This window comes from Brevibacillus sp. NPDC058079 (assembly GCF_042885155.1).
GTDB lineage: Bacteria > Bacillota > Bacilli > Brevibacillales > Brevibacillaceae > Brevibacillus.
On record NZ_JBHVSO010000016.1, the window covers coordinates 38,938 to 65,205 of the forward strand.

Consider the following 26,268-nt stretch of genomic DNA (forward strand, 5'->3'; position numbering starts at 1 on the left):
AACCGTCTGCATGCAGGCGGTTTTTATTTGTTTACGTTTTGCAGCATGTGCAGCTCTTCTTCAGTCAGTTCGCGATACTCACCAGGGGCAAGCGACGGGTCAAGGTGAAGCGGGCCCATACGAATCCGTTGCAGATAGGTGACCTGCAGGTCGAAAGCAGCAAACATCCGCTTTACCTGATGGAACTTTCCTTCCATGATGGTGACACGAATCTCTGATGTTTCTCCCGAAGAGATAATCTCCAGCTTGGCTGGCAGTGTAGTAAAGTCCTCTAATTCCACACCTTTGGCGAACTCCTGTACATGGTGCTCAGTGACCCGGCCATCGATATGTGCAAAGTACTCCTTGTCCACTTTCTTTTTCGGAGACAAGAGGCTATGGGAGAGCTGACCATCATTGGTCAAGAGCAAGAGGCCCTCTGTATCAATATCCAGTCGGCCAACCGGATGCACCTTGATAGCCCACTCGTACGGGAGCAAGTCCACTACGGTTTCATGAACATTGTCCTCTGTAGCAGAAACCACTCCAGGCGGCTTGTTCAGCAAAACGTATACCCAGCGCTTAAAGTTAAGTGGTTCTCCATCCACAAGAATTTCCTGTTCCTCGGCAATGACATGCATCCCAGGGTCTGTTGCGACAACGCCGTCCACGACGATCAGTCGCTGTTTCACTAATGCTTTCACTTCCTTGCGTGTGCCGATTGCCATATTGGCCAGCACCTTGTCCAAACGTTCACGTTTCATATATGTTCCTCGCTTTTCTTCTGATCGGATACCAATCGTGTGTGCTGTTATTAGTTTGGCCTAATGAGCCGCGCAAATCAAGGGGGATGCAGAGGAATGAGTCTTGCATTTTTGACTGTATTTTGCTATAGTAGATAATGTTTCTGACAAACCAAATATGGAGAGATACCCAAGTGGTCATAAGGGGACGCACTCGAAATGCGTTAGGCGTCGTGAGGCGTGCGTGGGTTCGAATCCCACTCTCTCCGCTTAGATTTTTCGGATCGAAGAGAATGAAGCATATTTTTGCCAGTGAGGCAGAAGTATGCTTCATTTTTTTATATCACAAAAACTGTAAGCAAATCTCATTTTTGCGTCTAATAAGGTACAAACCCATAAAAAGGAGCGTACGAATGGATTCCGATGATCGAATAGAGCGATGGTTCCAGCAATACGGCCATGATATTTACAATTACCTCGCGTATTTTACCGGACGTAGAGATGTAGAGGATTTAGTCCAGGAAGTTTTTACGAAGGCGCTAAGAGCCTTATCAAGTTACGAAGGAAGGGCACAGCCCAAGACATGGCTTCTGACCATCGCGCGCCATGCAGCGATCGATTATAGGCGAAAGCAAAAAATGATGGATTGGTTCCCCGAAAACGTCCTCCGACTCCTCACTTCCAAAGAGCGTACACCTGAGAAGGCATTGGTGTTAAAGGAACAATTGCAGGAAGTTTATGAAGCGATGAATCACTTGAAAGGCACGTATCGGGAAGTTCTAATCCTCCGGTTGATCGAGGGAGTATCTACAGCAGAGACAGCAGAAATCTTGGGCTGGAGTGAAGCAAAAGTAAGCACGACGCTCCATCGAGCTATCAAGGAATTGCAAAAACAAATGGGCAATAGCGGCAGGGAGGTCAATCTACATGACGCCATCTTTTAAAGAAAAAGAGATAAGCACAGTGCTGCAAGCATTTCCGTCGCTTCAGATGGACGAGGACAAACGACGTGAAATCGCGAGTCATATCCGTCGAGAAAGGGAGCTGTTCGTACAAATGAAAAAGCGCAAAAAATATGCCAAGGTCATTGGGGGCGTTGCTGCTTCATTTGCTTTATTGTTTATCGCTTATCAGTGGATGCCTTTGGAGGTAACCTCATCCGTGCCGAGCGCACAACAGATGAATAAAGAGGAGAGTCAAAAGGCACAAGCCGCTGAAACGACATCCCAAGCAGATATTGTTCTGACCCTCGATTCACAAATTCAGGAGTATGTAGAAGAAGCGATACATAAGACCGGCAAAGCCTATCAGCCCGAAAATATGACGGTAATCGTTACCGATCCAAATACCGGAGAAATTCTTGGGATGGGGAATCTGAAAAGACCAACTGACCGGGTTCCACACATAGTCAGGGCAATACCCGATCCTGTGGTCGCATTTCCGATCGTGACGTTGGCGGCTGCTATCGAAGAGGGGAAGTATAATGACAACGAGATTTACGACTCCGGAACCTACGAGATTACCCCAGATCAGTTTGTAAAAGACGACAATAATGGTATAGGATGGGGAAAAATAAGTTATTTAGAAGGTATCCAACGTTCTTCCCATGTCGCTTTTGCCAAGCTCAGTGAACAGATACCAGAGGACTCGTTGCAGCAATATTTTGAACGGTTCGGTTTTGGAGCGAAAACGGGCACCGAACAATTAAATGAACAGTCTGGAAAGATACCAACAATGAATACTCCTTATGATAAGGCAATGGCAGCCTATGGACTTGCTGGCTCTGCCTCTGCGGTTCAACAAGTAGCTGCTGTCGGAGCCATTGCCAACGGTGGTGAGTTGATGAAACCACATGGCACGAAGGAGGAAAGCAATCCTATCGACAAAGGGCGTCGAGTCATATCAGAGGAAACAGCCAAACAGGTTCGAGAGGTTCTAGAAGCTGTAGTAAACAACCGTCCGGGCTCAAGTACAGCCTTTTCAATAAAAGAACATTCAGTTGCTGGGCGAACAGGGATAGCAGAGAAACGCGACCAGCAAGGAAACTTCATCGAAGGAAAATATACGTATTCGTTTATCGGATTTGCACCAAGTGATGATCCAAAGCTATTGGTTTACATAGCTGTTGATAACCCGAATACAGACCTCTGGGTAAGATTATGGGGGAAAGAAATTGTTGCTCCCCCTTTCAAAGAAATCATGGAAAACAGTTTGCAGTATCTACAAGAACGATAATCAACCCATCCATCAAAAAAGGAAGCATAGCGGCATACCCCTAAAGGTATCCGAATGCTTCCTCTCTTTGTTTTCCCCATGCTACTTCCTACAAAAATAAGGTCCACACCACCCAGTTTCATGGGTCTTCACATACGTCCACGTAAAATCCTTATCCACGACGTACACATCGTATTCCTTTTCCAAGTCCGCGACAGAAAACGCCGAAGCATTTTCCAAGATCAACACTTCGTTGGAAAGCTGGTAAAACACATAGTACGACTCATGGGCAACTTGCTGAAAGGCTTCATCCGCTTCCTCGCGTTCAAGACAATCTCTCAGCTTATTGCTGAATAAATGCCACAGATACCCCTGGTAGCCGTCTTTATTTTTGAGAAAAATCCTCTCTTTATCTTCTTCGGTCAGATGGCCCGCAAAATGCTTCTCCCATTCTTCCCGTAAGTACGGTCCCCAAATAGACAGCTCCGTTGTCTTCGTGTTCTTCTCCTTCATCCGATCAGCTAGTTTCATTGGGCGCCTCCATGTTGGTACAAGTTCATCTCTAAGAAAATACGTATGAAAGAGTGGGTCGGTCACGTCGCGCCTATTGACAAAGAAATACTGGGCACATATTATAATACCCATAGGGGTATACGTATAAAGTTGATCGATCACATTTTCACTCAAAACCTAGGAGGTAGACAACATGTCCGTACAATCGAATTTTTCTGCTGATAAAACGTTAGATTGCAAAGGCTTGGCATGTCCAATGCCTGTCGTACGCACAAAAAAAGCGATGGAAGAGATGTTACCGGGTCAAGTGATGGAGGTACAGGCGACGGATAAAGGGTCAGTGGCTGACCTGAAGAGCTGGGCAAACAATACGGGTCATGAATTTTTGGGCACGATTCAGGAGGGGGAAGTATGGAAGCATTTCCTGCGAAAAGCGAGTACCCATGAGGTGAAGGAGGAGACGAACTTCCTGCGGACCATTTCTAATGAAGAACTACAAAAAAAGCTGGAAGCCAACGAGAAGCTAACGCTCATTGATGTGCGGGAACCGGCAGAATTCGCTTTTCACCGCATTCCTATAGCCATTTCAATACCCCTGGGAGTATTAGAGCAGCGCTTGGATGAGTTACAGCCCGATGACGACATCTATATCATCTGCCGATCCGGCAAACGCAGCGACATGGCTTGCCAGTTGCTGGCCGAAAAAGGTTTTACCAAAATCACCAATGTAGTACCGGGTATGTCCGGCTGGAATGGCCCGGTAGAAAAACAATAAGGGGGAGAGAAAGATGATGGAACAACAAACAAGCGTGAAGGCAATGACAGCACACGAGCTAACGCAGCTTCTCTTTGCGCAGGAGGAATTATTTATTCTCGACGTTCGCAATACGAGCGATTACGAGGCTTGGCAAATCGAAGGGCATCGAGTAGTGAGCATGAACATCCCTTACTTTGATTTGCTGGATGGGGTGGAGGCTGTTCTTGATAAAATCCCTGTGAAACAGAAGGTGTTGGTCGTCTGTGCAAAAGAGGGCTCGTCCATTTTTGTCGCAGAGATGCTAGCAGAAGCGGGCTTTGCCGATGTTTCTTACCTGCAAGGAGGCATGAAGGCGTGGAGTGAGCATCTGGAGCCAGTGAAGGTGGGAGACCTCCGTGATGGCGGTGCGATTTATCAGTTTGTCCGCATTGGAAAAGGCTGCTTGTCTTACATGATCGTATCAGGGGGGGAGGCGGCAGTCGTCGATACATTGCGGATGACGGATGTGTACGAAGCATTTGCAGCAAAGCATCAATGGACGATCAAGCACACCATCGATACGCATCTGCATGCGGACCATATTTCCGGTGGAAAGAAGCTGGCAGATCGGCTCGATGCATCGTATTGGCTTCCAGAAAAAGATGCGGAAGAAGTTACGTATTCCTATCGTAAGCTAGAGGAAGGGCAGGAAATTCAGGTGGGTGCAACCAAAATTGCGATCCTGCCGATCTATTCCCCCGGACATACCATCGGGAGTACGTCATTGATTGTCGATGATACGTATTTTCTCACGGGAGACAGTCTGTTCGTAGCTTCGATCGGACGCCCGGATTTAACTGGGAAAGCAGAAGATTGGGTGGGAGACCTGCATAACACCTTGTATAATCGATATAAAGAACTTCCCGAGCATTTAGTCGTGTTACCTGCTCATTTTGGCAGCTACAAGGAGCTTGGTCCAATGGGTGTCGTATCTGCCCATTTGGGTGACTTGTATCGCAACAATCCAGGGCTAACGATTGCGGATGAAAGTGAATTCCGGCATATCGTTACGCATCATTTACCGCCGCAACCGAATGCGTATCAAGAAATTCGTCAAGTGAACATGGGGAAATTAAAACCGAGCGAAGAGGGACAACAAGAGATGGAAGTAGGGCCAAATCGCTGCGCCATTCACGATAAATAACGGAGAGGTAGTTCAAAAAATCGTCTTTTGATCACGAAGTAGTCCTGAAAGTTGAATCGGCATCGAAATTGGCGTTCACCTTCAAAGTCCGGTGCTCATGTAGGTCCCCTACACTCCGCTCCTCCTTTTTCAGGTTTTCGCCACTTTCTCGGTGCTGAAAAGCCGACTTTTTGAACACTCATTTATATAACAGGAGGAATGAAAACATGGCGGATATTATGGTAGATACAAAAGGTCTGGCATGCCCGATGCCGATCGTCAAAGCAAAAAAAGCAATGGACGGAATGCAATCCGGTCAAACCATGGAGGTACTCTCGACGGATAAAGGCTCTCTGAACGATTTCACCGCATGGGTCAAGCAAACAAGGAATGAGCTGGTTTCCCATGAGGTTGAGAACGGTGTGTACAAATTTTTAGTGAAAAAGCTGTAGGGAGGCAGAAGCGAGCACTATTGGATGAAGCCACTAACGGTTCGTGTAGTGCTCGCTTACTCCTGATTTTCATAAACGATACGTACGCCAAGGTGCGTATAGATTTCTTCTTTGTAGTGGCCATTAGGGCATTGTTTTTCACTGAACAAGGCATTTTTGTGTGAGCGCAAAGGTTCTTGGCAGGTGGGGCACCGATGCTGAAAAATGGATTTGAAAAAACGAACCATTTAAATCACCTTATTCATAGTTATTTACTTGGGATTAATTTTACTTGAAGATCGTTCATTTGAAAAGAGGGTTGAGCATTCCGATGTGTTAGGTAGGAATGCGAGGAGGATATATGGACGTTTTACTGCTTCTGCTCATGGTCTCTCTCGGTTTTGTCGGCTCCTTTTTTTCCGGATTGCTCGGGATTGGCGGAGCGATCATCAGCTATCCGATGCTTCTGTTTATACCACCGGCACTAGGTGTGGCGCAGTTTTCCGCCCAGGAAGTCTCGGTGATATCGATGTTTCAAGTATTTTTCGCGTCGCTGTCTGGCGTACTGGCTTTCCGCAAAAGAAACGGGAATAACTCGCCCCTGATTCATAAAGGACTCGTCAGAGATATGGGGGTAAGCATCTTGGCGGGAAGCCTGATTGGTGCGGCTCTCTCCCAATACTTGTCGAATGAAAGCATCAATTTGGTATACGGGATACTGGCGATCATCGCCGTGATTTTGATGCTCGTGAAAAATAGGGGAACAGAAGCGGCAGCAGGGGAAGTCACATATAACCGCTTCATTGCTTCTGGTGCTGCATTTGCTGTGGGAATCGTATCCGGGATTGTCGGTGCAGGGGGAGCGTTCATCCTCATTCCGATCATGCTGACTGTGTTGAAAATACCTACGCGCGTGACGATTGCCTCATCTTTGGCCATTGTATTCATCTCCGCAATAGGTGGTGTGATTGGGAAGCTGTCGGGTGGGCAAATTCCGCTCTTGCCCGTTTTGTATACGGTCATCGGAAGTGTTTTGGGGGCGCCGGTGGGCAGTATGGTCAGCGCCAAGAGCGATGTGAAATATTTGCGTTATGGCCTGATTGTGCTGATCAGTGGAACGGCTATCAAGATTTGGAGTGACATTCTATAAGGAAAGATGCTTTTCGTTGCAAAAGTTTCTTTCGCTTATTTTTATACCTATACAAGTATAAGTATTTTGAAGGAGTGTTCTTACATGGAAAAACAAAAAGAAAAAACGACGATTGTGTTGTTCAGCGGTGACTTGGATAAAGCGATTGCAGCCTTTATTATTGCGAACGGAGCGGCGGCCTATGATCATGATGTCACGATTTTCTTCACCTTCTGGGGACTGAATACCATGCGCAAGGACGAGATCGTGAAGGTAGAAAAGGGGTGGCTTGAAAAAGCATTCGGTTGGATGATGCCAAGAGGCGCCAAGAAGCTTGGACTGTCTAAAATGAACATGATGGGCATGGGGCCAGAGATGATCAAGCATGTCATGAAAAAACACAATGCCCTGACGCTTCCACAACTAATCGAGTTGGCTCAGGAGCAGGGAGTAAAGTTGGTCGCTTGTACGATGACGATGGACTTGCTCGGTCTCAAACAGGAGGAATTGCTCGACGGAATGGAGTATGCAGGTGTAGCCGCTTATTTGGGGGATGCGACACAGGCAAAAGTAAACCTATTTATTTAAAACAGCCCGCGTAGGCGCTCGCTTGACATTACCTGTATTTCGCATAAGATACCTGTATGTAAGGTTGTTCCAAGATTGATACGTATGCCTTGTCGTGAAACAGGAGGAATTCATATGGATTACAACTACAGTGACGATATCAAAAGACGTTTACGCCGAATCCAGGGACAGGTTGGCGGAGTGCTGAAAATGATGGACGAGCAGAAAAACTGCAAAGACGTAGTAGCGCAGCTCTCGGCCGTTCGCAACGCTTCAGACAAGGCGATTGCCCAGATTGTAGCGGAAAACCTGCAACGCTGTTTGTTAGAAGAGCAGGCTGCTGGAGGAGACACGAGCAAGCTAGTGAAAGAAGCCGTAGAGCTTTTGGTCAAGAGCCGTTAAACCGATTTTGGAGAGGAGCTTCCTATGAGTTTCACTACGATTCTTTTGCTGATCGCCTATGCGGTAATTATTTGGTATGTCATCTCTCGCTTCGTTCCTGTGAAAGGATTGGAAAATCTCAAGTCAGATCAGTTCAAGGAACGGGTCAACCAAAAAAGCAGGGTGCTGCTCATCGACGTACGTGAACCGCACGAATATAAAGCGGGTCATATTCCATCAGCAGTGAACATCCCTTTGTCTCAGCTCGACCATCGTGCAAAAGAAATTTCCAGCAAGAACGATATATTGCTATACTGCCGGAGCGGGATGCGAAGTAAGCAGGCAGCAAAAATTTTAAAGAAACACGGCATTCCTCAGATGGCTCATCTGCAAGGCGGATTCATTACCTGGAATGGTTCGACGAAAAAGAAGTAACAGCTAGCACCTGGTGTACGTGTGAATACCCGGGTGCTTTTTTTTATGCGATGAAAAAACAGGGTTGACATTTTGTTTCGTTGTAACTAAAATGATTACAACAAGGCGATGCGGTAACGCCTATTATTTTCGAGAGAGTTGTAACTAATTCGGTTACATCTACAACATACAAAACGGAGGGAATATCATTATGAAGATTGCAATTGTAGCAGCAAGCGGTAAAGCAGGTAAGGTGATTATGAAAGAGGCGTTGGATCGTGGTCATCAAGTGACAGCGATTGTACGTGATGCATCCAAAATTGAGCAAGCCGACGTAGCTGTGATTCAGAAAGATGTGTTTGACCTGACAGCAGCAGATTTGAACGGCTTTGACGTAGTCGTGAATGCCTTTGGCGCACCAGCAGGTCAAGAACATCTGCACGTAGAATCAGGGAAGGCTTTGATTGAGGCGTTGAAGGGTGCTCCTTCTACACGTTTGCTCGCTGTAGGTGGTGCAGGCAGTCTGTTTGTAGACGAAGCCAAAACACTGCGCCTCGTAGAAACTCCTGATTTCCCTAAGGCTTACTTGGCAACTGCGCAAAAGCATGGAGAGTACTTGCGTGTATTGGAAGAGTCAAACGGCATTCAATGGACGTATATGAGTCCATCTGCCTTTTTTGACCCAGCAGGGGAGAGAACAGGCGCGTACCGACTCGGAAAAGATCATCTGTTAGTGAACGCTAGCGGACAAAGCTATGTGAGCTATGCCGATTATGCTGTAGCCATGCTTGATGAAATCGAAAATCCGAAGCATCGCAATGAGCGCTTCACAGTAGGCTCCTAATCTCGATTCGAATTGGGCTCCTTAACAAAAAGACCAGCTTCCTACTAAAGGATAGCTGGTCTTTGTTGTGTATCGAGATTATCTACCAATCCCACCGACGAATGGGTAGGAAAACGGGCGTCCATTTAAGGAATAAATGATACCTTTGATCGGGTAGTAGATCGCCATCAGTCCAAACACAATCAGGAACGGAATCCCAATCAACAAGAAAGTGAAGAACCAAGAAATAGCGATGAGCACCGTCATAATGATGTGGAAAAACAAAGCTTGCAGCGCCATATTTTTGGCGTCACGATTTTGTACGAGCAGCCAGACAAGAATGGGCACAAGGATCGGTGCAAAAAATGTGCTAGCGTGCGTTATGACTTTTACACCTTTATAATCCATAAATAAGTCCTCCTTGATTAGATGTAAAACTTGATCTACTGTCATTGTACCGTATGGAAACAGCTCGAAAAACCATCATGAGCGTGATTATTTACTCCGACTATAGACGGAGGAATTTTTATTTCCATTCGTTTACTGTTATAGTAGTAAGAAAATCTTTCGTTTTTGGTAGATAATTCGTAATGTTTTTTGGATATGATAATGGATAAGCAAGAAGTGAGAAGGGAGCATATAGACATGATGATCGATTGTCATCATCCAGCCAGCATGAAGGATCGGATGATGTTCTTCTATAATTTTTTGCGGTCACCTGGCCAGGTAGGCAGTATTACTCCTAGCTCCCGTGCGCTTTGTAAACAAATGGTTGCGCCCATCGACTGGGAGCACGCACATACAATTGTGGAATTAGGAGCAGGAACGGGGATTTTTACGAAGTGGATCGAGCAAAAGAAAAAACCGGAAGCCGTACTGGTATCCTTTGAAAAGGAGACCAAGATGCGCAAAAGGTTGGAACCACTATTTCCCGATGTACGATTCCACGAAGATGCAGTAGATTTGAATCGGGTTCTTTCGGAAGCGGGATTGGGTAAAGCCGACTGTATTTTGTCGGGACTGCCATTTGCCAACTTCCCACAAGAGCTGCGTGATCAAATTATGGATCAGGTATATCATGCGCTAAAACCAGGCGGAGTATTTGTCGCCTTTCAATATTCGCTGCAAATGAAAAAGCAGCTTTCCTCTGTATTTGAGCAAGTATCGGTGAAGATGGTTCCATTGAATCTGCCACCTGCCTTCGTCTACATTTGTCGGAAGGATGATGGCAAGGGTGTCGGCTAGGAGGATTTCTAAATGATTGTCGATATGCTGTCCGAGTCTGTGGGTCAGTTTGGCTATTTTGCTCTTTTCTTTATGTTATGGCTAGGGATTGTTGGTATGCCGATTCCTGATGAGGTGATCGTGCTGTCTGCAGGAGTGCTGACCTCGATGGGACTTCTGCATGTTATTCCTGCATTTATTGCGACCTATTTGGGTGTGGTTTCGGGGCTGTCATTGGGATATGTGCTCGGGAGATGGCTAGGTGCACCTGCACTGAACTGGATTAGTCGAAAAAAAGGAATGAACAAATACGTAGATCAAGCGCAGTCGCTTCTCGATCGTTACGGAAGCTACGCCCTATGTATCAGCTATTTCTTTCCTGTCGTCAGGCATGTGGTTCCTTACTTGGTCGGGATCGGGAAAATGACGTTTCCACGGTACGCCCTGTTTTCGTATACAACCGGCTTTGTATGGACGCTGATCTTGTTTTTGCTCGGTCATTTCATGGGAAATAAGGTGGAGATGCTTACTTCCTATGTGGCCTTATTGAACAATCGAACCGTGATTTTCTCTGTCTTAGGTGCACTGGTTCTCATTGCTGCTGCTTATTATGGATTTACCGTTTGGAGAAAACAAAAAAGCATCGCAGCTGCGCCACAACCTCTGATGATCGATCGTGATCGACAAGAGTAACCCGAATGTAATAATGACGAAGTCAACAACCCTCTGCGTGGAGCAGAGGTTTTTTGTTTTTTATCATAAAAAAACCCGTCCTTATGTGCGGTAGTGGCACAATGGATGGGCTTTGGACAACGATTTATGAGGTAGCCTTGTTTCTTCGAATGTTTCGCTGGCGCAGCCATTCCGGCAAGATGATTCCGAGTAAGATGATCACGACACCGCTCACTTGGAGCATAGAGACAGATTCATTCAGAATGATATAGGAGGAGAGCACAGCCATAGGTAGCTCAGCTGCTCCTAATATAGCGCCCATCCCCGGTCCTATATGGGGCATTCCATAATTGAAAAAAACCGTCGGGATCAAAATACCGAAGAAGGCGAGCAAAAATACGTACGGAAACAACCCGTCCAGCAATGCTCCGTTAAATAGAAAAACGGGTGGGTAAATCAGGCTGGCCAACAGAAAAGAGCCAGTCGCCATGCTGGAACTACGAACCCACGGATTAACAGCAATGGCGATTTTTCCGCTGAACAAAATAAACAACGTAAAAGAAACGGCTGAGAGAAGACCGAAGACAACACCGAGGATATGGAATTGGGCTAATCCGCCGCTCTCAAAAATTCCTCCTGCAAGAAGGGTCCCTGTCAGCAGCAATAGGAGGGAAAAAATCGTCTCCTTTCCAGGCATTCGGCGAGTCATCACAGCTTCGACCAGTACGCCCATCCATGTGAATTGAAACAAAAGGACGATGGCGATTGAGGCAGGGATATATTGCAGGGCATTGTAGTACATAATTCCCGTGGAACCGACAGTCAGACCTACGGCGACCAATAATAGCAACTGGCGAAGGGGAGGCTTGGTCCGTAGGAAGAAAAGAGCGGGTATCCAGGTCAGCACAAAGCCCAGAAACATTTGCCCACCAATTACCTCTGCGGGCGAATAGCCTTGCTTGTAGGCAAGCTTGACGATGGTTGATAATATGCCGTAACTACATGCTCCGAGAAAAACCAGGAGGATGTATCTCATCTGATGCATCTCCTCACATACGATAATAATTCTTAGCTAGGATATTACGACAGCGTCCGTTTGTCTATGGATGAAGAAGATTCCATTTTTGGTTCGAACAAAGGTTTACGTTTGATCCCAGCGGGAAATAGTGAAGTGACACTATATAATCGTGCCCACTATAAATGGTGTAGCTATTGGTTTGGTGAACAGGTTAGATAAAAGGGGGAGGCTTGTGTACCTGAAGTGGAGGGATCGATTATTTTCCACATTTTTATTGTTAATTCTAGGGCCGACTATGCTTGTTTGCTTCCTTTTTTATGATCAAGCCAAAGAGGCAGTGTTTGAACTGTACAAGACGAACATGGATGCGAATATAGGGCTCGTCGATGAACGGCTTTTGTCCCTTTTTCAGTCTATCCAAAAGGATACCGATGAATTGGCGAATAGACTGGCCGTGCGTATCACAGAGGAACCATCTTTTGTCGAAGGGAAAAAGAATGGCTTCAGGCGTGAATGGACATCGGAGGAACAAGTCCAAAATCTATTCGAGCGTTTCTCCCGCAACCAAAATGTAGTAGGAAATATTGTTTTTCTCGGTGAGGATGGAAGAGTTTTCTCCTTGCACGAAGATAAGAGTTGGAGTGCGGATAATCAATTTATGGAACGAGAGCAATGGGGAACCGGAGAAAACAGGGTAGATTTTCTTACCAAAAGGGAGCAAGAGAAGCACCCAAGATCATTTTTTCTCGAGAAGCGCCTGGAGAGTTCGAATCCAAAAGCTACGGGACTTTTATTGGTGGAAATCAATCTGGATAAACTGACTGACTGGATCCGTACCTATGTCGTTCCAAAAGAGTATGGCATGATGGTCCTTTCCCCCTCCCGAACGATTATGATTCACACCGATAAAGCTATGATTGGAAATCATGTTTCGACGCTTCCTCATTATGAAATGGTACGCAGGCAGTGGGAACAATCCAATGAAAAAGGACTCTTTTCCTTGCTCATCCAAGGCAAAAACATTTACGTATACCGTCAAGTGTCTGAAAAAAGCGGTGGTGCTTATTTTGAATGGTTGCCGAGAGAGGGGATTAATGAACGATTACAACGATTGAACCTCATCTTTTGTTTCACCCTTTTTATCGTTGTGTTATTTGCCTGTTATGTGGCTCATCGTTTATCAAAATGGATTGGTGAGCCGATCTATAGCTTGGTATCCGCCACGGACTCCTTGTTGAAAGGTGATTTTTCCATACGCGTCCCGATACATGGTATGAAAGAAATAACGCTACTGGAGAATAAGTTCAACACGATGGCAGAACAGATGCATGCGTTAATTACCCGAGAGCGGGAGTATTCGCAACAGAGCCTGGATCAAATCGTTCGCAGCTTTTATTTAGCGGTAGAGATGAAGGACCCTTATACAGCAGGACATACAGAACGAGTTACGCACTATGCCCTTATCATTTACGATTATTTACAGCAGCAGGAACAGCTTGTAGTTTCACGAGATGATTTACGTTATGCTGGCTTAATGCATGATATCGGAAAAGTAGCCATTCCTGATCACGTCCTTTTAAAAACAGGAAAGCTATCGCCAGACGAGTATGAATGCATGAAAACTCATTCCATCATCAGTGGAGAAATTGTAGAGCAAATAGAAAACCTGTCACATATCAGTCCAGGGGTAAGGCATCATCATGAGCGATGGGATGGAAAAGGATACCCTGATCAGCTCAATGGGGAAGAAATCCCGCTGATTGGGCGTATTCTTGCCATCGCAGATACGTTTGATGCCATGACTTCTACACGTTCCTATCGCAAAGCCATGACCGCAATAGAGGCGTACGAAGAAATTCTCCGATGCCAAGGAACACAGTTCGACCCCTCTATTGTTTCGATTTTTAAGAAGGCCTTTGAGGATGGAGCTATTCAGATTACACAATCGGCTGATTGTAAGGGAAGAGTTAGTAAGGATAGAGAGATTTCCTAGCGCTGGATAGGTTTACTCCTTGCTATCGGCTACTAACTTTGGTATTCTAATTCTACCGTGCTAGACGGGGAGGTTGCGGTGCCCTGTAACCTGCAATCCGCAATAGCAGGGTTGAATTCCTATCCTAGGTTTTCTTATGTGAGGCTGCCTTATGGCGGCGGTGTTGAGGAGCGGGTCCTGTGCAACGCGAACCCATGAACCTGGTCAGGTCCGGAAGGAAGCAGCCATAAGTGGATCATCGCGTGTGCCGCAGGGTAGCCTGCTCTGAGCTGCTACCATAAGTAACGCTCGGATAAGAATTATCGAAGATAGGTGCACGGTACTTATCACGCATGTACAGATAGCATGTTTCCGAAGGGAAGCATGCTATTTTTATTTTGCGATCCAATTATTTTTTGTTGGAATTTGACGATAACTAGCGAAACATTTCCATGCTTTTCAGGTGGATAGAATGAAGGTTTTACGAGCATTTTCACGAATTTTCATAATAGGCGGAAAGGATTTCGTTTCTTTCCTTTCAAAATACGTCATAGGCCAGGAGGGACAAGCTATGAGTGCACTTTCTTCGTTACATCTCGTTGGCTCGTCCGGTCGATTGCAGCGGTTCATGCATCAACTGCCTACTGCCGTTTTATTGGTCAATCAAGCGGGTAGTATCGTGGAGGTCAACGAACAACTGCTTCGTGTAACCGGATATTCACGCGATCAACTTGTCAATACGCCTATCAGCTCTCTTCTTCCCCATCGAGGTTCCATGGAGCACCTGTATGAGGAATATTTGCGAAAGGAAGAAGAAGTGGGAACCAAAGGCGAGGTCGAACTGGAATGGTGTGATAAACAGGGGAGATGCAGGAACACATCTGTCATGATCATGGCACAACAAGCAGAAGAACTTCTGTACATGATCCATTTTCCCCAACTCGTAAAAGAAAGCGACCAGCTCTTGTCGCAACGATTGCTGACCAAACTGACCTATGATACAAGCATGGGCTTGTTTATCCTCGACGAGAAATCGATCATTATTGAAGCCAGTCAGACGGCGTGCAAGCTGTTGGGTATGGAGAGACTGGACGTCATCAATAAACACGTCGATCAAGTATTTAGCGGCATCCCCGAACCGCATCGGTTCATTAAAAAAGAATTGTTGGAAGGCGTAAAGCTGCAAAATGTCGCGACTTCCTGGACGAATGACAATCAACGCTATGAGCTGATTGTCGACGCAAATACACTCCAAGACGAGTCAGGGAAAATAGTAGGGGCGTTTATTCTTTTCAAAGACATAACAAACCTGCGATCCTTCGCCCAAAAGCTCGAGCGGAATGAACGCTTGGCGATGATCGGGCAAATTGCTGCTGGTACAGCACACGAGATTCGCAATCCACTTACCTCGATCAAAGGATTTCTGCAAATGTTCCTCAGGTTATTCGGTGACAGCGGCATGGAAAGGGAGAAAACGTACACCGAAATCATGCTCACCGAAATCAATCGCATCAATTCTTTAGTCAGTGAATTCCTACTGTTGAGCAAGCCGCGTAATATTCAATATTCCATGGTCGACTTAAATACTGTTTTTGAGGAAATTTTGCCGATCGTCGAGTCACAGGCGAATCTGTACGGAATTGATGTCCAGTTTGCCTCTCGCGGCAAGCTTCCGATGGTCGTCGGGGATAACGAGCTATTGAAGCAAGTGTTCATTAATATCTGCAAAAATGGAATAGAAGCAATGGGAGAGCAAGGGTCGCTTCGGATTTCCCATCATTTCGATCAGGATGGCGACAAAGTGAGTATCGATATCCACGATACAGGTCCGGGCATTCCGCTTTACATTATTGATAAGATTTTTGATCCGTTTTTTACGACAAAAGAGGAAGGGACAGGGCTCGGATTGTCTGTCTGCCAAAAAATCATTCACGATATTGGCGGTCAAATCCGTGTCTCCTCCAAAGGGTTTGGGACGACCTTCCATATCATGCTGCCGTATTAGGAGTAGAATGCGTCCCGCACAATTGTGAGCGGGGCGTTTTTTAAGTGAGACATGTCCGTTCACTTTGTACGAACGGTGGCAATCGTGTATACTGAATAGGATATAGAAGAGGACTGTGCAGATGGGGAGTGTCACACGAACATGGCTTATACCGCGCTATACCGCGTATACCGACCGCAGACTTTTCAAGACGTAGTCGGACAAGAGCATGTTACGACAACCTTGCGTAATGCTTTACGCGAAAATAGGCTGTCCCATGCCTATTTATTCAACGGTCCCCGAGGTACGGGAAAAACAAGTGCAGCCAAAATTATGGCGAAAGCAGTGAACTGCGAGCAGCCCATAGATGGCGAGCCATGCAATCAATGCGATACGTGTAGAGCCATCTCCAACGGTTCTGTAACGGATGTGCTGGAAATCGACGCGGCATCCAACCGTGGTGTTGAAGAGATCCGCGACATTCGCGACAAAGTGAAATTTGCCCCAAGCGACGTCAGGTATAAAGTGTACATCATCGATGAGGTGCATATGCTGACGACAGAGGCATTTAACGCTTTGTTAAAAACCCTCGAAGAGCCGCCGTCCCACGTCATTTTTATTTTGGCGACGACAGAGCCGCACAAGCTGCCAGCGACGATTATCTCTCGTTGCCAGCGCTTTGATTTTCACCGAATTCCACTGAGAGTGATGGTCGATCTTTTGCAAAAGATTTGCCAATCACAAGGGGTGCAGGTGGAGGAGCAGGCCCTGCAGCTCGTAGCGAAGATGGCTGAAGGTGGAGCCCGTGATGCTCTTAGCTTGTTGGACCAAGCGATTAGCTATAGCAAGGACGAGGTTCGTGCTAGTGATATTATGCAGATTACGGGCACAGTTGCCCAATCTTACTTTTCTGTGCTTGCGCGGCATATTGCCGAAAATGATGTTGCGCAGGTCATGGAGCAATTTGATACAGTCATGGTGCAAGGGAAGGACCCGGAGCAGTTCCTGCACGATTTCCTTTACTATTACCGCGATATGCTGTTATTGAAGACAGCGCCGCAGCTAGAAGAGATTGTCGAGCGGACCATGATTGATGATCAGTTTGCAGAGGTTGCAAAGCTGTACTCGTTTCCAGTGCTTTACGCAGCGATTGAGACCTGCAATCAGGCTTTGTCGCAATTAAAATGGTCGACCTATGCAAGGGTGCTGGTTGAACTGACCCTTGCCAAAATGTGCCAGCCTAATGCGAATGCAAATGCGACGGAATCTATGGGTGCAGCATCACCCGTTAACAGCGAGGAACTGACCGCGATGTCCAATCGCATCCGCGTTTTGGAAGAGCGTTTGGTTCAAGTGATGCAAGGTCAGGTGAGTATTCCAGGCCAGCAAAAGGCCGAAGAAACGCGCAAGAACGAGCCAAGGCGCATAGCTGCGGCTTCTGGTGGTTCACGAACCCCGATGAATAGAGTCAGGGAAGTCGCGAAGGCCATGGATGAGAATTTGACGAGACAGGTGCGCGGGCAGTGGAGTCAAATTTTGACCGAACTGAAAAAGATCAAGATTCAGTACCAGGCTTGGTTAGTTAATGGTCAACCGGTAGCTGCCGGCAATGAAGCTGTTGTCGTAACCTTCAACAGTGCCATCCATTGCGATAAGACGATGGAGGCAGAGCTTCGGAGCGTGATCGAGCGCGTTATGTCTACGGTGCTGGGCAAGCCCCTGCAGCTCTTGTCTGTCATGGAGGAAGAGTGGCAAAGTGTAGATCAGCAGGTTGGTCAAAAAGACGTTTCTGATGAGCCGGAAGAGGACCCGTTTTTGGCGGAAGCCATCAAGCTCGTCGGAGAAGGTCTTGTTGAAGTCAAAGATTAAATCATACACTCATAACCATTTAGGGAGGATACCTCAATGAAAAACATGCAGCAAATGCAACAAATGATGAAGCAAGTGAAAAAAATGCAGGAAGAAATGCAAAAAGCGCAAGAAGGCTTGAAAGAGAAAATCGTGGAAGGCTCTGCTGGTGGCGGTGCTATCACGGTGAAAGTCGATGGACATAAGCAAATCAAAGACATCGTGATCAAGCCAGAAGTAGTAGACCCTGAAGATGTAGAAATGCTGCAAGACCTGGTGCTCACTGCTGTGAACGATGCACTGCGCAAAGCAGATGAAATGGTAGGCAAGGAAATGGGTAAATATACCGGAGGCATGAACATCCCAGGCCTGTTCTAAAAATTGGGCAGGAAAAGAGGAGTAGGCGATGTTTTATCCAGAACCGGTCTCAAAGCTCATTGATGGTTTTATGAAATTGCCCGGCATCGGTCCCAAAACGGCTGGGCGGCTTGCCTTTTTTGTGCTCAATATGAAAGAGGACGACGTGCTTGATCTGGCAAAAGCATTGGTCAATGCCAAGCGTCAGCTTCATTACTGCTCGGTCTGCAACAATATTACCGATCTCGATCCATGTCATATTTGTCGGGACAAACGTCGCGACGGCTCGATCATCTGTGTGGTGCAAGAGCCGCGAGACGTGGTAGCGATGGAGAAGACGAGAGAGTTTGAAGGGTATTATCACGTTTTGCACGGGGCGATTTCTCCTATGGATGGGATCGGTCCAGAGGATATTCGCATTCCTGACCTGTTAAAGCGCCTCGGTGACGAGCAGGTGAAGGAAGTCATTTTGGCGACCAATCCGAATATCGAAGGGGAAGCAACAGCGATGTACATTTCCCGGCTGATTAAACCTTTTGGTATTCGCGTGACGCGTATCGCGCACGGCTTGCCAGTCGGTGGAGATTTGGAGTATGCCGATGAAGTGACGCTGACCAAAGCATTGGAAGGCAGACGCGACCTGTAGGTCCCCTACACTCCGCTCCTCCTTCTTCAGGTTCTCGCCACTTTCTCGGTGCTGAAAGGACGACTTTTTAAATATCATCCTAGAGTACGATAAAGATAGAAAAGAAGACGGGGGCTGCCTGTCTTTTTTTCGTTTCGAGAGGAGGATACAGTATGCCGGTTATTCGTATGGAATTTTTGATAGATGCTCCGCGACAGGTCTGCTTCGATGCTGCCAGAAGCATTGATTTGCATATGGAATCGACCGCCAGCACGAAGGAAAGAGCGATTGGAGGAGTAACGAGCGGACTGATAAACCTGGGGGAGACTGTTACTTGGGAAGCCATTCACTTCGGTATCAAGCAGAATTTGACGGTGAAAATCACAGAGATGGAGGCACCGCGCTATTTCGTGGATGAGATGGTTTCTGGCGCATTCAAACGGTTTCATCACACGCATGAGTTCATTCCGATAACGGACAATCAGACGAGGATGATCGATATTTTTGACTACACATCTCCGCTGGGTGTTTTGGGGAAGCTCGCGGATTGGTTGTTTTTGGAGGCATATATGACGCGGTTTTTGCGGACGCGCAATGAATATCTCAAGCAAGTAGCAGAAGTGCAGATAAAAGCTTTGCCATCCTGATAGAAATGCCGGACTTTTTTGAATGGACGAGACATACAGTGAAATAGGAGCGTGAGGAGATGCTGACAGGACCAGGACTGTCGCTTGCGAGTGGGATACGGCGACAAAAGTCCACTCCATGGGCGATCATGCTGTTTATTGGGTATTGGCTCATGTTTGCTGCGGAGTTATCCATGATTCGTTTTCACAAGGGTGAAGACGGGAAGTGGGTCGCTACCACTATCGGGCAACCGGAGGTATGGCTAGGATTACTTGCATTTGCAGTGACGGTATTTAGCTTCATTGCGACCGTTGGTTTCATTGTGAGCTTGCTAAGAGAAAGACGGCAGAAGACGTCATGGCTATGGCAATACGACGATCTTTCAGGGAATGATGTGCTGCATATTGTAGCTTGGCTGCATGTGTTTCAAACGGGCGTACTGTTGTTGTATGGGTTTTTACTGGAAGGTACCTTCTTTTCCACCGGTACGATCGGAGGGATATTGGAATCAGCTATTTTCCAACTGTTCCTGTTGATTTTGATTCCGTTGTGGTTTCGTGGACGACTGGGGGAAATCGGCGTTCGCCGACCTGTACGACTAGGCCGGATGCTGTTGATGCTCGCTGCTCTGTTTCTTTTGATTGCACTGGTGCTGGATGCGGTGGTGACTAACCCGATTGCGGACTGGTTTGGACTGTCTCTGTCATCAGAGCGAGAGCAACAGATCGAAAAAGAGATTGTGCAGGCGAAAGAAACGGACATTTTGGCGGCGCTCACCTCACTTTTGGTCATTGGCATATTGGTTCCGATTGCGGAGGAGATTTTGTTTCGCGGCGTGATTCAGACCTATCTGGTTCAGAGAATCGGGCCCATTATGGGTATCTTCCTGAGCAGTCTCTGGTTTGGGCTCCTGCATATGGATCTCGCTTTGTTCGCTCCACTTTTTGTCATTGGACTTTTACTCGGATTCGTTCGACATCGGTACCAATCGATCTGGGGAGCAGTTTTGTTGCATGCAGTGAACAACATGACAGGAGTACTTTACTACTTTCACTGAGGGGGAAGCTTGCAGGTGAGTAGGTGGAGAAAAAAAGCGCGGTTCGTGGTGGAATGGAATGATGCGAGCTTGGATGCAGCAGTCAATCAGGCCCGAATAGACTGGCAGCATGCTCGCCATCTTGCGGAGATCAGTGAACCGGATGGCGGCTTGGATGATGTCATTTATTATTTGCATGTGACCGAAAAGCGGTATATGTATTTACTCGCGCAAGCAAAGCGCGAGAGGAATCGCCAACAGGCATAGGAGGAAAAGCCGATGACTACAGGGTGGGTTATAGCACTGATTGTAGTTGGAATTTTGCTGGTGATTGCCGCCAGCAAATCTGTCACGGGCCCGATCAGGTGGATTGGATTTGGGATCATGCAAGTCGTGATTGGCGCACTATTGCTGTTTTTCACCAATCTGGTTGGAGAGTTGGCTAACTTCCACATCCCGATCAACCCGGTGACGGCTCTGCTCGTCGGACTTCTCCGTTTGCCTGGATTGGCAGCGTTGATTGTCATCAAGCTATGGGTTATGTAGAGGTGTATCGATTCGGTTATCCATCGGTAAGCAAAAAAGCAACGCCGCGATCCTCGTATTTCACCCGGCTACGACTTGGCTGACGAAAGGAAGCAAGGAGGGCGAGGAGGCGTGGCAGCGCAACGATCAGCGTTCCGGTGATCAAGGTGAGCGCGTAACCTTCCGAAAGCCACACATAAGTCCCTGCTGCTATCGCCATACTTCCCACGATTATCGTGAGCTCACCGCCCCGATAGACAGATAGCGGGATGGGAAGTGGATAGCCTGCACCCCACCACGGAGAAACGAGCATATCAGCAGTTGTCTTTGGCTTATGGCTGCGTAGAAGGGCATACAGTCGAAATAAGACCAAATGACAGATTGGTATCACGGGTAGAATCGCTAACGTCACAATCAGCGTATAAGCGGGAACTTGTAGCATGAATGAGTGCGAAATAAGGGACAAGCCTATTAACAACAGTTGAAAAAGGTAGCCGACAAATCGCCAACGAAAACGATAGAGCAGCTTGTAGCTATAGATCGTATGGGCGGCGGTTTCCTTCATGAGAAGTCACTTCCTTTTACAGCGTCTGGATGAATGAAAGTCTGCGTTTCCATTATCGCACAGTCGCAAATCTTGAGAAAGCTTATACAACGAATGATATAGGCCGTTTGTCTAGCATGACTGGACTGACGGCTTTTTGTTATGGGTAGGATAAAAGGAATGATATGGAAACCGATTCGGTAGGGCGTGATGAGGAGGGAAGGGAAGCGTGAGGCTATGGGTCATTTCAGAGGAGGTCGTAGCCAGATGCGGCAATGAGCTTGGAGCGTGTGGGATTGAGCTGACTGTTTACCAAACAGATTTCTCAGATGAAGTCGCTGATGGATTTCTGCTGACAAAAGAGAGTGATGGCAAGCTTTTGCAGGGAAGGATGCAACAGCTGGGAACGGGGCCATGGCTCACACTTGTCTATGGTAGTGACGTGCCGTACGGCTGGGCGAATACTTTACATACCCAATACAAGCACAACGGAGAGCATGAGGTCATTCGCATGGCGTTATTTACCCACGATCGTGCTTTGCTTGGAGGGGAATCCAATGGGAGGTGGATGCGGTTCCTCTGTAAGCAGCTCGCTCGCTATTCACTGGTGACGATGGTTTGCGGGATGCGCGAAGTGGATGAAGCGCTTCGGCAATTACCGCGCTATTTGGCGTGGAAGGAGCAGTTTTACATTGAACTTGGTGCCAGCTGCGATGAGAAAGGGATTTCTTTGCTGCAAGTTAGTCGCGCGCTCGGTATGGATAAACGAGTCGGTCAGGGCTGGCTCTACCCTTCCCGCCAAGACTCTTCCCGTATAGTTCGATGGCTCGAAAAAGAATGCAGGCTCGTTCTACAAAAAGCGAATATACAGCGGATCGTACTTTGGGGAAAGGATTCGTTATGGGAGCATATGTCTTCTGACTGGTTGGCTGAAAAAGACGTTGCGGTGTACATGGGGGAGGACAAGCCAATTCCGAACAAAAGGATGACGGGTTGGACGCTGTACGATTCGTGGCAAGATGCTGTAAAGGATGCAGATTTGCTCGTGATCGGAAATGCTGCGGGTACGACCATTGCTGAACTGCCGTTACCCGAGCTGGTTAACGTGATGAGGCAGTCCTACGTCATTGATGCGGCAGCTTGTTTCCCTGTGCAGGAAGCCCAGTCCTATTTCCAAGCCTACCGAGCTATCGGCGAAAACACGAACGTTTGGGAATGATGCTGATTATAATGGGGTATAATGGTTGATATATTGAGGAAAAGGGCAGGCGTTTTCACTATGGAAAAAGTTGCTCAGCGATGTATCGTCTGTGAACAAGAGCAGAATGACGGAATCGCCATTTGTGAGCAGTTTATCTGTCAGCGGTGCGAACAGGAAATGGTCAATACCGATGTACAGGATGAAAAGTATCCATTTTTTATTCATCAGATGAGACGCATTTGGTTGCGAAAAGATGCGTGAAGAAAGAAGGCATCGGTGCATTCCGGTGTCTTTTTTTTGCTGGACTCATGCATGTCCAAATCATGCTAAAATAGGGGAATAAAAATAAAGGACGTGAGTCGCGCGTGTTGGAGAGAGATGTTGAATTTCGGGAGCGACAAAAGCGAGCGCCCCTTTATGAACAGCTTGAACGGCACGCCAAGCATCGGCCGCATCCGTTTCATGTGCCAGGACATAAAATGGGCCACAGCTTTGACAACCATGCCAAAAATCGCTTTCAAGACATCTTGGAGCTGGACGTAACGGAAATTAGCGGGACAGATGACCTGCATCAGCCACAGGGTGTCATTGCAGAAGCGCAGGCTTTGGCGGCGCAAGCCTTCCATGCGGAACAGACCAAGTTTTTGATCGGAGGCAGTACAGTAGGAAATATCGCCCTCATCATGACGGTATGCAGACCGGGCGATAAGATTCTCGTACAACGCAATTGCCATAAGTCTGTATTCAACGGCATTATGATGGCGAGAGCAACCCCGATCTTTTTAGTACCTGCCGTCGATTTGGCAACAGGAGTCGCTGCGGGTGTAAGGCGCGAAGATGTAGAGCGTGCGCTGCTTGCACACCCCGATGCCAAGGCAGTTTTTTTGACGAATCCGACCTATTATGGAATGGGTATCGATATGGCGAAAATGGCGGCTACTGTCCATCGGTTTGACGTACCGCTTTTGATAGACGAAGCTCACGGTGCCCACTACGGGTTCCATCCTGCCTTTCCGCGTTCTGCAATGCAGGAAGGTGCGGATGCTTCGGTCCAATCGACACACAAAATGGGAACGGCGATGACGATGTCCTCGATGCTGCATATTCAGGGAGAGCGGATTGATCGTGAACGGTTGTTCCGTCATCTAGCCATGCTTCAATCTTCCAGTCCATCGTATGTGCTAATGGCCTCACTCGATGTAGCTAGGCGTCATCTGGCGCTTGCGGCGACCGAAGAGTGGAACAGGTTGTTGCCGCTTTTGGACAAGTTTCGGGAGCGACTCGATCGACTGGAGTGGCTGGATTGGCCGCGACTGTCCACGAACAGCGTATACGCTACGCTTGACCCGTTGAAGCTGTTTTTCCATTTGCGAACGGCCCGATTCAGTGGGTTTGAGTTGCAGAAATGGATGGAAAAGCACGGGATTTTCTCGGAGCTGGCGGATGACTCTCATGTACTCCTCGCAGCCTCGACAGGAACATCCTCCCGTGACCTGGACGCCTTGTGGAAACTGCTTGAATCGATGGCGCCACAAGTAGAACCGGGGGAGGAACGCATACTTTTGACGGGAGTCGTATCTTCCCATTATTTGCGCGAGCAGGCATTGCCGATGCATGAAGCCGTTGACTGCCCGAGGGAGTCGATTCTTTTGGAGCAGGCTCTGGGACGAATTGTGGCAGAGATGGTGATTCCATATCCGCCAGGGATTCCAGTGCTGGTGCCAGGCGAGCGGATCGATGAAGAAAGTCTGGCGATGTTGAAGGAATTGGCGAGAGGACAAACGCGATTCCATGGCGTACAGGACGACCAGCTACAAACGATACAGGTTTTACGATAATCTAAGCAACTGGCCTGCTACAACAGGGGTGGAAGGAGTATGGAAGTGGCAACAGGAAAGAAAGGCCGATTTATTACGATAGAAGGCGGAGAAGGGGCCGGGAAATCTACCGTCATCGCCAAGCTGTACGAAGAGCTGAAGGCGCGGGGAGTCGATGTACTTTTGACTCGTGAGCCCGGTGGAATTGATATTGCTGAAAAAATCCGGGAAATTATTTTGAATCCGGCCCACACGCAGATGGATGAAAGAACTGAGGCTCTCTTGTATGCGGCAGCACGTGGCCAGCATTTGGCGGAAAAGGTGTTACCTGCTTTGGCAGAGGGCAAGCTGGTACTATGCGACCGTTTTATCGACAGTAGTCTCGCCTATCAAGGACATGCGCGGGGATTGGGTATTGATGCTGTCTACCAGATTAACCGATTTGCTGTCGGTGACTGCATGCCGGAATTGACCTTGTTCTTTGATGTGCAGCCCGAAATCGGATTGGCGCGGATTAATGCCTCCCGTGGGCGCGAAGTGAATCGTCTCGATCTGGAAGGGATGCGTTTCCATGAGCTTGTTCGGGAAGGGTATCAGCTGGTTATGGAACGCGACCCAGAGCGCTTTGTCGTCATTGATGCCGAGCAGCCGATGGAACATGTATATCAATCTGCTCTACAGGCACTGTTAGACAGATTATAAGGTTCCCTGTACCGCAGGATGACGTACATGCTGTATAATATGTTTAAGCGAAATAACGTACCAAGCCTACGTGTTTTTCATACAATGAAGAAGTCAAATTGGGAATTGATCATGGGAGAAAGGGTGATAGCCGATGAAAATGGTAGTTGCGGTCGTCCAAGATAAAGATAGTGGTCGTCTGTCTCAACAACTGGTGAAAAAAGGTTTTCGTGCTACGAAGCTGGCTAGTACGGGTAGCTTTTTACGCGCCGGTAACACAACTTTTTTGATCGGTACGTCTGACGAAAGCGTGCCGGAAGTAATCGACATCATTGCGCATAATTGCAAATCCCGCAAACAAATGGTCACTCCCGTCTCTCCGCTCAGTAATGCTGTAGACTCATTCATGCCATATCCGCTGGAAGTACAGGTGGGTGGTGCGGCAGTATTCGTATTGGATGTCGGAGAGTTCCACTCATTTTAACGTGGTTCCTTCTCTCTTTTTTCGTAACTTTCGTATATACTTGATCTCACGGGGATAAACCCTGTATTGGATCGGGCGACGGAGGTGGCGATATGAAAATCAGTGATGGGTTACGGCCTAAACTGGACTTGATTAAAACGACGGATTCACGCAAGAATCCTCAACTGGAAAAGCTGAATTTTGGCACGATGATTCAAGGAGAAGACGAACGTATGTCTCAGGAGAAGCTTACCCGGCTACTGACAGACATAGACAGGCAGGGACAGATTCTTGCTCGTTCCCGCGCCGTTCGTGACTTCTATGCTTATAAAAATCTCGTCAAGCAGTTCATGGAAGAGGCTGTGAAGTTCGGTATTGCCTTAGACGATAGACGAGGAATGAATCGACGTGGTCGCAGTAGGCTGTACAAAATCGTCAAAGAGGTGGATGCAGAGCTGCTCAAACTGACAGATGAGCTCTTGAGCGAGCAGGCACCAACGATTGATTTGTTAGCTAGGATTGGCGAAATCCGCGGCATGTTGATCAATTTGTATTTTTAGT

Annotated in this window: 32 protein-coding genes, 1 tRNA gene and 1 other RNA gene; 29 read left to right on the top strand and 5 right to left on the bottom strand. The window is 47.4% G+C overall.

Annotation, left to right across the window (positions count from 1 at the left end; genetic code table 11):
• Nucleotides 1-23 precede the first annotated feature (23 nt).
• Nucleotides 24-743 (bottom strand): pseudouridine synthase, encoded by a 720-nt coding sequence (locus ACFVS2_RS30365; RefSeq protein ID WP_173620783.1) that lies wholly within the window; start codon nt 741-743, stop codon nt 24-26.
• A 159-nt stretch (nt 744-902) separates the two neighbouring features.
• Here ACFVS2_RS30365 and ACFVS2_RS30370 point away from each other — a divergent pair.
• The 3 genes from ACFVS2_RS30370 (at nt 903) to ACFVS2_RS30380 (ending at nt 2,957) form a co-directional block, all read left to right on the top strand.
• Nucleotides 903-991 (top strand) — tRNA-Ser (locus tag ACFVS2_RS30370).
• 144 nt (nt 992-1,135) lie between these two features.
• Entirely contained in the window at nt 1,136-1,666 is a 531-nt protein-coding gene (locus ACFVS2_RS30375) for an RNA polymerase sigma factor (protein ID WP_390240125.1), read from the top strand.
• A complete protein-coding gene (locus ACFVS2_RS30380; protein WP_390240127.1) occupies nt 1,650-2,957 on the top strand; it encodes a peptidoglycan D,D-transpeptidase FtsI family protein in 1,308 nt (435 codons plus the stop codon). The genes ACFVS2_RS30375 and ACFVS2_RS30380 overlap by 17 nt, the downstream gene beginning before the upstream one ends.
• 81 nt (nt 2,958-3,038) lie before the next feature.
• Here the strand turns inward: ACFVS2_RS30380 and ACFVS2_RS30385 are convergent, their stop codons facing one another.
• Nucleotides 3,039-3,467 carry a DUF4275 family protein gene (locus tag ACFVS2_RS30385; RefSeq protein ID WP_390240129.1) on the bottom strand — a complete coding sequence of 143 codons (429 nt, stop codon included), beginning with the start codon at nt 3,465-3,467 and terminating at the stop codon, nt 3,039-3,041.
• Between the two features lie 175 nt (nt 3,468-3,642).
• Between ACFVS2_RS30385 and ACFVS2_RS30390 the strand changes: the two genes are divergently transcribed.
• The 8 genes from ACFVS2_RS30390 to ACFVS2_RS30425 all read left to right on the top strand — a co-directional run bounded on the left by ACFVS2_RS30390 (nt 3,643) and on the right by ACFVS2_RS30425 (nt 9,134).
• Entirely contained in the window at nt 3,643-4,224 is a 582-nt protein-coding gene (locus ACFVS2_RS30390; RefSeq protein ID WP_390240131.1) for a sulfurtransferase TusA family protein, read from the top strand.
• A 13-nt stretch (nt 4,225-4,237) separates the two neighbouring features.
• Nucleotides 4,238-5,389, top strand: coding sequence for an MBL fold metallo-hydrolase (locus tag ACFVS2_RS30395; RefSeq protein WP_390240133.1), 1,152 nt, complete (start codon nt 4,238-4,240; stop codon nt 5,387-5,389).
• A 206-nt stretch (nt 5,390-5,595) separates the two neighbouring features.
• A complete protein-coding gene (locus ACFVS2_RS30400) occupies nt 5,596-5,820 on the top strand; it encodes a sulfurtransferase TusA family protein (RefSeq protein ID WP_390240135.1) in 225 nt (74 codons plus the stop codon).
• A 340-nt stretch (nt 5,821-6,160) separates the two neighbouring features.
• Complete coding sequence (locus ACFVS2_RS30405; protein ID WP_390240137.1) at nt 6,161-6,949, top strand: sulfite exporter TauE/SafE family protein; 789 nt, start codon at nt 6,161-6,163, stop codon at nt 6,947-6,949.
• An 84-nt stretch (nt 6,950-7,033) separates the two neighbouring features.
• A complete protein-coding gene (locus ACFVS2_RS30410; protein ID WP_007719857.1) occupies nt 7,034-7,516 on the top strand; it encodes a DsrE/DsrF/DrsH-like family protein in 483 nt (160 codons plus the stop codon).
• Nucleotides 7,517-7,630: 114 nt separating this feature from the next.
• Nucleotides 7,631-7,897 (top strand): metal-sensitive transcriptional regulator, encoded by a 267-nt coding sequence (locus ACFVS2_RS30415; RefSeq protein WP_173620775.1) that lies wholly within the window; start codon nt 7,631-7,633, stop codon nt 7,895-7,897.
• 24 nt (nt 7,898-7,921) lie between these two features.
• A complete protein-coding gene (locus ACFVS2_RS30420) occupies nt 7,922-8,311 on the top strand; it encodes a rhodanese-like domain-containing protein (RefSeq protein ID WP_390240139.1) in 390 nt (129 codons plus the stop codon).
• 190 nt (nt 8,312-8,501) lie between these two features.
• Nucleotides 8,502-9,134: an NAD(P)-dependent oxidoreductase gene (locus ACFVS2_RS30425; protein ID WP_390240141.1), complete on the top strand. Its 633-nt coding sequence runs from the start codon at nt 8,502-8,504 to the stop codon at nt 9,132-9,134.
• A 78-nt stretch (nt 9,135-9,212) separates the two neighbouring features.
• Here ACFVS2_RS30425 and ACFVS2_RS30430 read toward each other — a convergent pair whose 3' ends face one another.
• On the bottom strand, nt 9,213-9,521 hold the full coding sequence (locus tag ACFVS2_RS30430) for a DUF4870 domain-containing protein (protein WP_069852527.1): 309 nt from the start codon (nt 9,519-9,521) through the stop codon (nt 9,213-9,215).
• A gap of 237 nt (nt 9,522-9,758) precedes the next feature.
• Here ACFVS2_RS30430 and ACFVS2_RS30435 point away from each other — a divergent pair, with 237 nt between their 5' ends.
• Nucleotides 9,759-10,358, top strand: a complete 600-nt coding sequence (locus ACFVS2_RS30435) for a class I SAM-dependent methyltransferase (RefSeq protein ID WP_390240143.1) — start codon at nt 9,759-9,761, stop codon at nt 10,356-10,358.
• 12 nt (nt 10,359-10,370) lie between these two features.
• Nucleotides 10,371-11,030 carry a DedA family protein gene (locus ACFVS2_RS30440; protein ID WP_173620771.1) on the top strand — a complete coding sequence of 220 codons (660 nt, stop codon included), beginning with the start codon at nt 10,371-10,373 and terminating at the stop codon, nt 11,028-11,030.
• A gap of 124 nt (nt 11,031-11,154) precedes the next feature.
• Here the strand turns inward: ACFVS2_RS30440 and ACFVS2_RS30445 are convergent, their stop codons facing one another.
• Nucleotides 11,155-12,045 (bottom strand): EamA family transporter, encoded by an 891-nt coding sequence (locus ACFVS2_RS30445; RefSeq protein WP_390240145.1) that lies wholly within the window; start codon nt 12,043-12,045, stop codon nt 11,155-11,157.
• Nucleotides 12,046-12,259: 214 nt separating this feature from the next.
• On the opposite strand from ACFVS2_RS30445, the gene ACFVS2_RS30450 reads away from it, so the two are divergent.
• The 10 genes from ACFVS2_RS30450 to ACFVS2_RS30495 all read left to right on the top strand — a co-directional run bounded on the left by ACFVS2_RS30450 (nt 12,260) and on the right by ACFVS2_RS30495 (nt 21,022).
• Complete coding sequence (locus tag ACFVS2_RS30450) at nt 12,260-14,020, top strand: HD domain-containing phosphohydrolase (RefSeq protein WP_390240147.1); 1,761 nt, start codon at nt 12,260-12,262, stop codon at nt 14,018-14,020.
• 55 nt (nt 14,021-14,075) lie between these two features.
• Nucleotides 14,076-14,340: signal recognition particle sRNA large type (ffs, locus tag ACFVS2_RS30455), an RNA gene on the top strand.
• 230 nt (nt 14,341-14,570) lie between these two features.
• Nucleotides 14,571-16,004 (top strand): PAS domain-containing sensor histidine kinase, encoded by a 1,434-nt coding sequence (locus ACFVS2_RS30460; protein ID WP_173620768.1) that lies wholly within the window; start codon nt 14,571-14,573, stop codon nt 16,002-16,004.
• Between the two features lie 141 nt (nt 16,005-16,145).
• The gene (dnaX, locus tag ACFVS2_RS30465) at nt 16,146-17,852 is read left to right on the top strand and encodes a DNA polymerase III subunit gamma/tau (protein WP_390240149.1); all 1,707 of its coding nucleotides are present in this window, start codon (nt 16,146-16,148) and stop codon (nt 17,850-17,852) included.
• Nucleotides 17,853-17,897: 45 nt separating this feature from the next.
• Nucleotides 17,898-18,209 (top strand): YbaB/EbfC family nucleoid-associated protein, encoded by a 312-nt coding sequence (locus tag ACFVS2_RS30470; protein ID WP_039960469.1) that lies wholly within the window; start codon nt 17,898-17,900, stop codon nt 18,207-18,209.
• A gap of 28 nt (nt 18,210-18,237) precedes the next feature.
• Nucleotides 18,238-18,834: a recombination mediator RecR gene (gene recR, locus ACFVS2_RS30475; protein WP_012683846.1), complete on the top strand. Its 597-nt coding sequence runs from the start codon at nt 18,238-18,240 to the stop codon at nt 18,832-18,834.
• Nucleotides 18,835-18,986: 152 nt separating this feature from the next.
• Nucleotides 18,987-19,460, top strand: a complete 474-nt coding sequence (locus ACFVS2_RS30480; RefSeq protein ID WP_390240152.1) for an SRPBCC family protein — start codon at nt 18,987-18,989, stop codon at nt 19,458-19,460.
• A gap of 59 nt (nt 19,461-19,519) precedes the next feature.
• On the top strand, nt 19,520-20,497 hold the full coding sequence (locus tag ACFVS2_RS30485; RefSeq protein ID WP_390240154.1) for a CPBP family intramembrane glutamic endopeptidase: 978 nt from the start codon (nt 19,520-19,522) through the stop codon (nt 20,495-20,497).
• Nucleotides 20,498-20,512: 15 nt separating this feature from the next.
• Nucleotides 20,513-20,743 carry a DUF2508 family protein gene (locus ACFVS2_RS30490; RefSeq protein ID WP_173620764.1) on the top strand — a complete coding sequence of 77 codons (231 nt, stop codon included), beginning with the start codon at nt 20,513-20,515 and terminating at the stop codon, nt 20,741-20,743.
• A gap of 12 nt (nt 20,744-20,755) precedes the next feature.
• Nucleotides 20,756-21,022 (top strand): pro-sigmaK processing inhibitor BofA family protein, encoded by a 267-nt coding sequence (locus ACFVS2_RS30495; protein ID WP_007719887.1) that lies wholly within the window; start codon nt 20,756-20,758, stop codon nt 21,020-21,022.
• A 16-nt stretch (nt 21,023-21,038) separates the two neighbouring features.
• Here the strand turns inward: ACFVS2_RS30495 and ACFVS2_RS30500 are convergent, their stop codons facing one another.
• Nucleotides 21,039-21,566, bottom strand: a complete 528-nt coding sequence (locus ACFVS2_RS30500; protein WP_390240157.1) for a hypothetical protein — start codon at nt 21,564-21,566, stop codon at nt 21,039-21,041.
• Nucleotides 21,567-21,774: 208 nt separating this feature from the next.
• On the opposite strand from ACFVS2_RS30500, the gene ACFVS2_RS30505 reads away from it, so the two are divergent.
• The 6 genes from ACFVS2_RS30505 (at nt 21,775) to ACFVS2_RS30530 (ending at nt 26,267) form a co-directional block, all read left to right on the top strand.
• Nucleotides 21,775-22,764, top strand: coding sequence for a hypothetical protein (locus ACFVS2_RS30505; protein ID WP_390240159.1), 990 nt, complete (start codon nt 21,775-21,777; stop codon nt 22,762-22,764).
• A gap of 60 nt (nt 22,765-22,824) precedes the next feature.
• Nucleotides 22,825-23,007: a sigma factor G inhibitor Gin gene (locus tag ACFVS2_RS30510; protein ID WP_007719893.1), complete on the top strand. Its 183-nt coding sequence runs from the start codon at nt 22,825-22,827 to the stop codon at nt 23,005-23,007.
• Between the two features lie 104 nt (nt 23,008-23,111).
• Nucleotides 23,112-24,584, top strand: a complete 1,473-nt coding sequence (locus ACFVS2_RS30515) for an aminotransferase class I/II-fold pyridoxal phosphate-dependent enzyme (RefSeq protein WP_390240161.1) — start codon at nt 23,112-23,114, stop codon at nt 24,582-24,584.
• Nucleotides 24,585-24,623: 39 nt separating this feature from the next.
• The gene (gene tmk, locus ACFVS2_RS30520) at nt 24,624-25,265 is read left to right on the top strand and encodes a dTMP kinase (protein ID WP_017246923.1); all 642 of its coding nucleotides are present in this window, start codon (nt 24,624-24,626) and stop codon (nt 25,263-25,265) included.
• A 133-nt stretch (nt 25,266-25,398) separates the two neighbouring features.
• Nucleotides 25,399-25,728, top strand: coding sequence for a cyclic-di-AMP receptor (locus ACFVS2_RS30525; protein WP_007719896.1), 330 nt, complete (start codon nt 25,399-25,401; stop codon nt 25,726-25,728).
• Nucleotides 25,729-25,820: 92 nt separating this feature from the next.
• Nucleotides 25,821-26,267 (top strand): YaaR family protein, encoded by a 447-nt coding sequence (locus ACFVS2_RS30530; RefSeq protein ID WP_007719898.1) that lies wholly within the window; start codon nt 25,821-25,823, stop codon nt 26,265-26,267.
• Nucleotide 26,268 lies beyond the last annotated feature (1 nt).

Coding starts and splice junctions, on each gene's coding strand:
- ACFVS2_RS30365 (WP_173620783.1), bottom strand. CDS start 743: ATGAAACGTGAACGTTTGGACAAGGTGCTGGCCAATATGGCAATCGGC.
- ACFVS2_RS30375 (WP_390240125.1), top strand. CDS start 1,136: ATGGATTCCGATGATCGAATAGAGCGATGGTTCCAGCAATACGGCCAT.
- ACFVS2_RS30380 (WP_390240127.1), top strand. CDS start 1,650: ATGACGCCATCTTTTAAAGAAAAAGAGATAAGCACAGTGCTGCAAGCA.
- ACFVS2_RS30385 (WP_390240129.1), bottom strand. CDS start 3,467: ATGAAACTAGCTGATCGGATGAAGGAGAAGAACACGAAGACAACGGAG.
- ACFVS2_RS30390 (WP_390240131.1), top strand. CDS start 3,643: ATGTCCGTACAATCGAATTTTTCTGCTGATAAAACGTTAGATTGCAAA.
- ACFVS2_RS30395 (WP_390240133.1), top strand. CDS start 4,238: ATGATGGAACAACAAACAAGCGTGAAGGCAATGACAGCACACGAGCTA.
- ACFVS2_RS30400 (WP_390240135.1), top strand. CDS start 5,596: ATGGCGGATATTATGGTAGATACAAAAGGTCTGGCATGCCCGATGCCG.
- ACFVS2_RS30405 (WP_390240137.1), top strand. CDS start 6,161: ATGGACGTTTTACTGCTTCTGCTCATGGTCTCTCTCGGTTTTGTCGGC.
- ACFVS2_RS30410 (WP_007719857.1), top strand. CDS start 7,034: ATGGAAAAACAAAAAGAAAAAACGACGATTGTGTTGTTCAGCGGTGAC.
- ACFVS2_RS30415 (WP_173620775.1), top strand. CDS start 7,631: ATGGATTACAACTACAGTGACGATATCAAAAGACGTTTACGCCGAATC.
- ACFVS2_RS30420 (WP_390240139.1), top strand. CDS start 7,922: ATGAGTTTCACTACGATTCTTTTGCTGATCGCCTATGCGGTAATTATT.
- ACFVS2_RS30425 (WP_390240141.1), top strand. CDS start 8,502: ATGAAGATTGCAATTGTAGCAGCAAGCGGTAAAGCAGGTAAGGTGATT.
- ACFVS2_RS30430 (WP_069852527.1), bottom strand. CDS start 9,521: ATGGATTATAAAGGTGTAAAAGTCATAACGCACGCTAGCACATTTTTT.
- ACFVS2_RS30435 (WP_390240143.1), top strand. CDS start 9,759: ATGATGATCGATTGTCATCATCCAGCCAGCATGAAGGATCGGATGATG.
- ACFVS2_RS30440 (WP_173620771.1), top strand. CDS start 10,371: ATGATTGTCGATATGCTGTCCGAGTCTGTGGGTCAGTTTGGCTATTTT.
- ACFVS2_RS30445 (WP_390240145.1), bottom strand. CDS start 12,045: ATGAGATACATCCTCCTGGTTTTTCTCGGAGCATGTAGTTACGGCATA.
- ACFVS2_RS30460 (WP_173620768.1), top strand. CDS start 14,571: ATGAGTGCACTTTCTTCGTTACATCTCGTTGGCTCGTCCGGTCGATTG.
- dnaX (WP_390240149.1), top strand. CDS start 16,146: ATGGCTTATACCGCGCTATACCGCGTATACCGACCGCAGACTTTTCAA.
- ACFVS2_RS30470 (WP_039960469.1), top strand. CDS start 17,898: ATGCAGCAAATGCAACAAATGATGAAGCAAGTGAAAAAAATGCAGGAA.
- recR (WP_012683846.1), top strand. CDS start 18,238: ATGTTTTATCCAGAACCGGTCTCAAAGCTCATTGATGGTTTTATGAAA.
- ACFVS2_RS30480 (WP_390240152.1), top strand. CDS start 18,987: ATGCCGGTTATTCGTATGGAATTTTTGATAGATGCTCCGCGACAGGTC.
- ACFVS2_RS30485 (WP_390240154.1), top strand. CDS start 19,520: ATGCTGACAGGACCAGGACTGTCGCTTGCGAGTGGGATACGGCGACAA.
- ACFVS2_RS30495 (WP_007719887.1), top strand. CDS start 20,756: ATGACTACAGGGTGGGTTATAGCACTGATTGTAGTTGGAATTTTGCTG.
- ACFVS2_RS30500 (WP_390240157.1), bottom strand. CDS start 21,566: ATGAAGGAAACCGCCGCCCATACGATCTATAGCTACAAGCTGCTCTAT.
- ACFVS2_RS30510 (WP_007719893.1), top strand. CDS start 22,825: ATGGAAAAAGTTGCTCAGCGATGTATCGTCTGTGAACAAGAGCAGAAT.
- tmk (WP_017246923.1), top strand. CDS start 24,624: ATGGAAGTGGCAACAGGAAAGAAAGGCCGATTTATTACGATAGAAGGC.
- ACFVS2_RS30525 (WP_007719896.1), top strand. CDS start 25,399: ATGAAAATGGTAGTTGCGGTCGTCCAAGATAAAGATAGTGGTCGTCTG.
- ACFVS2_RS30530 (WP_007719898.1), top strand. CDS start 25,821: ATGAAAATCAGTGATGGGTTACGGCCTAAACTGGACTTGATTAAAACG.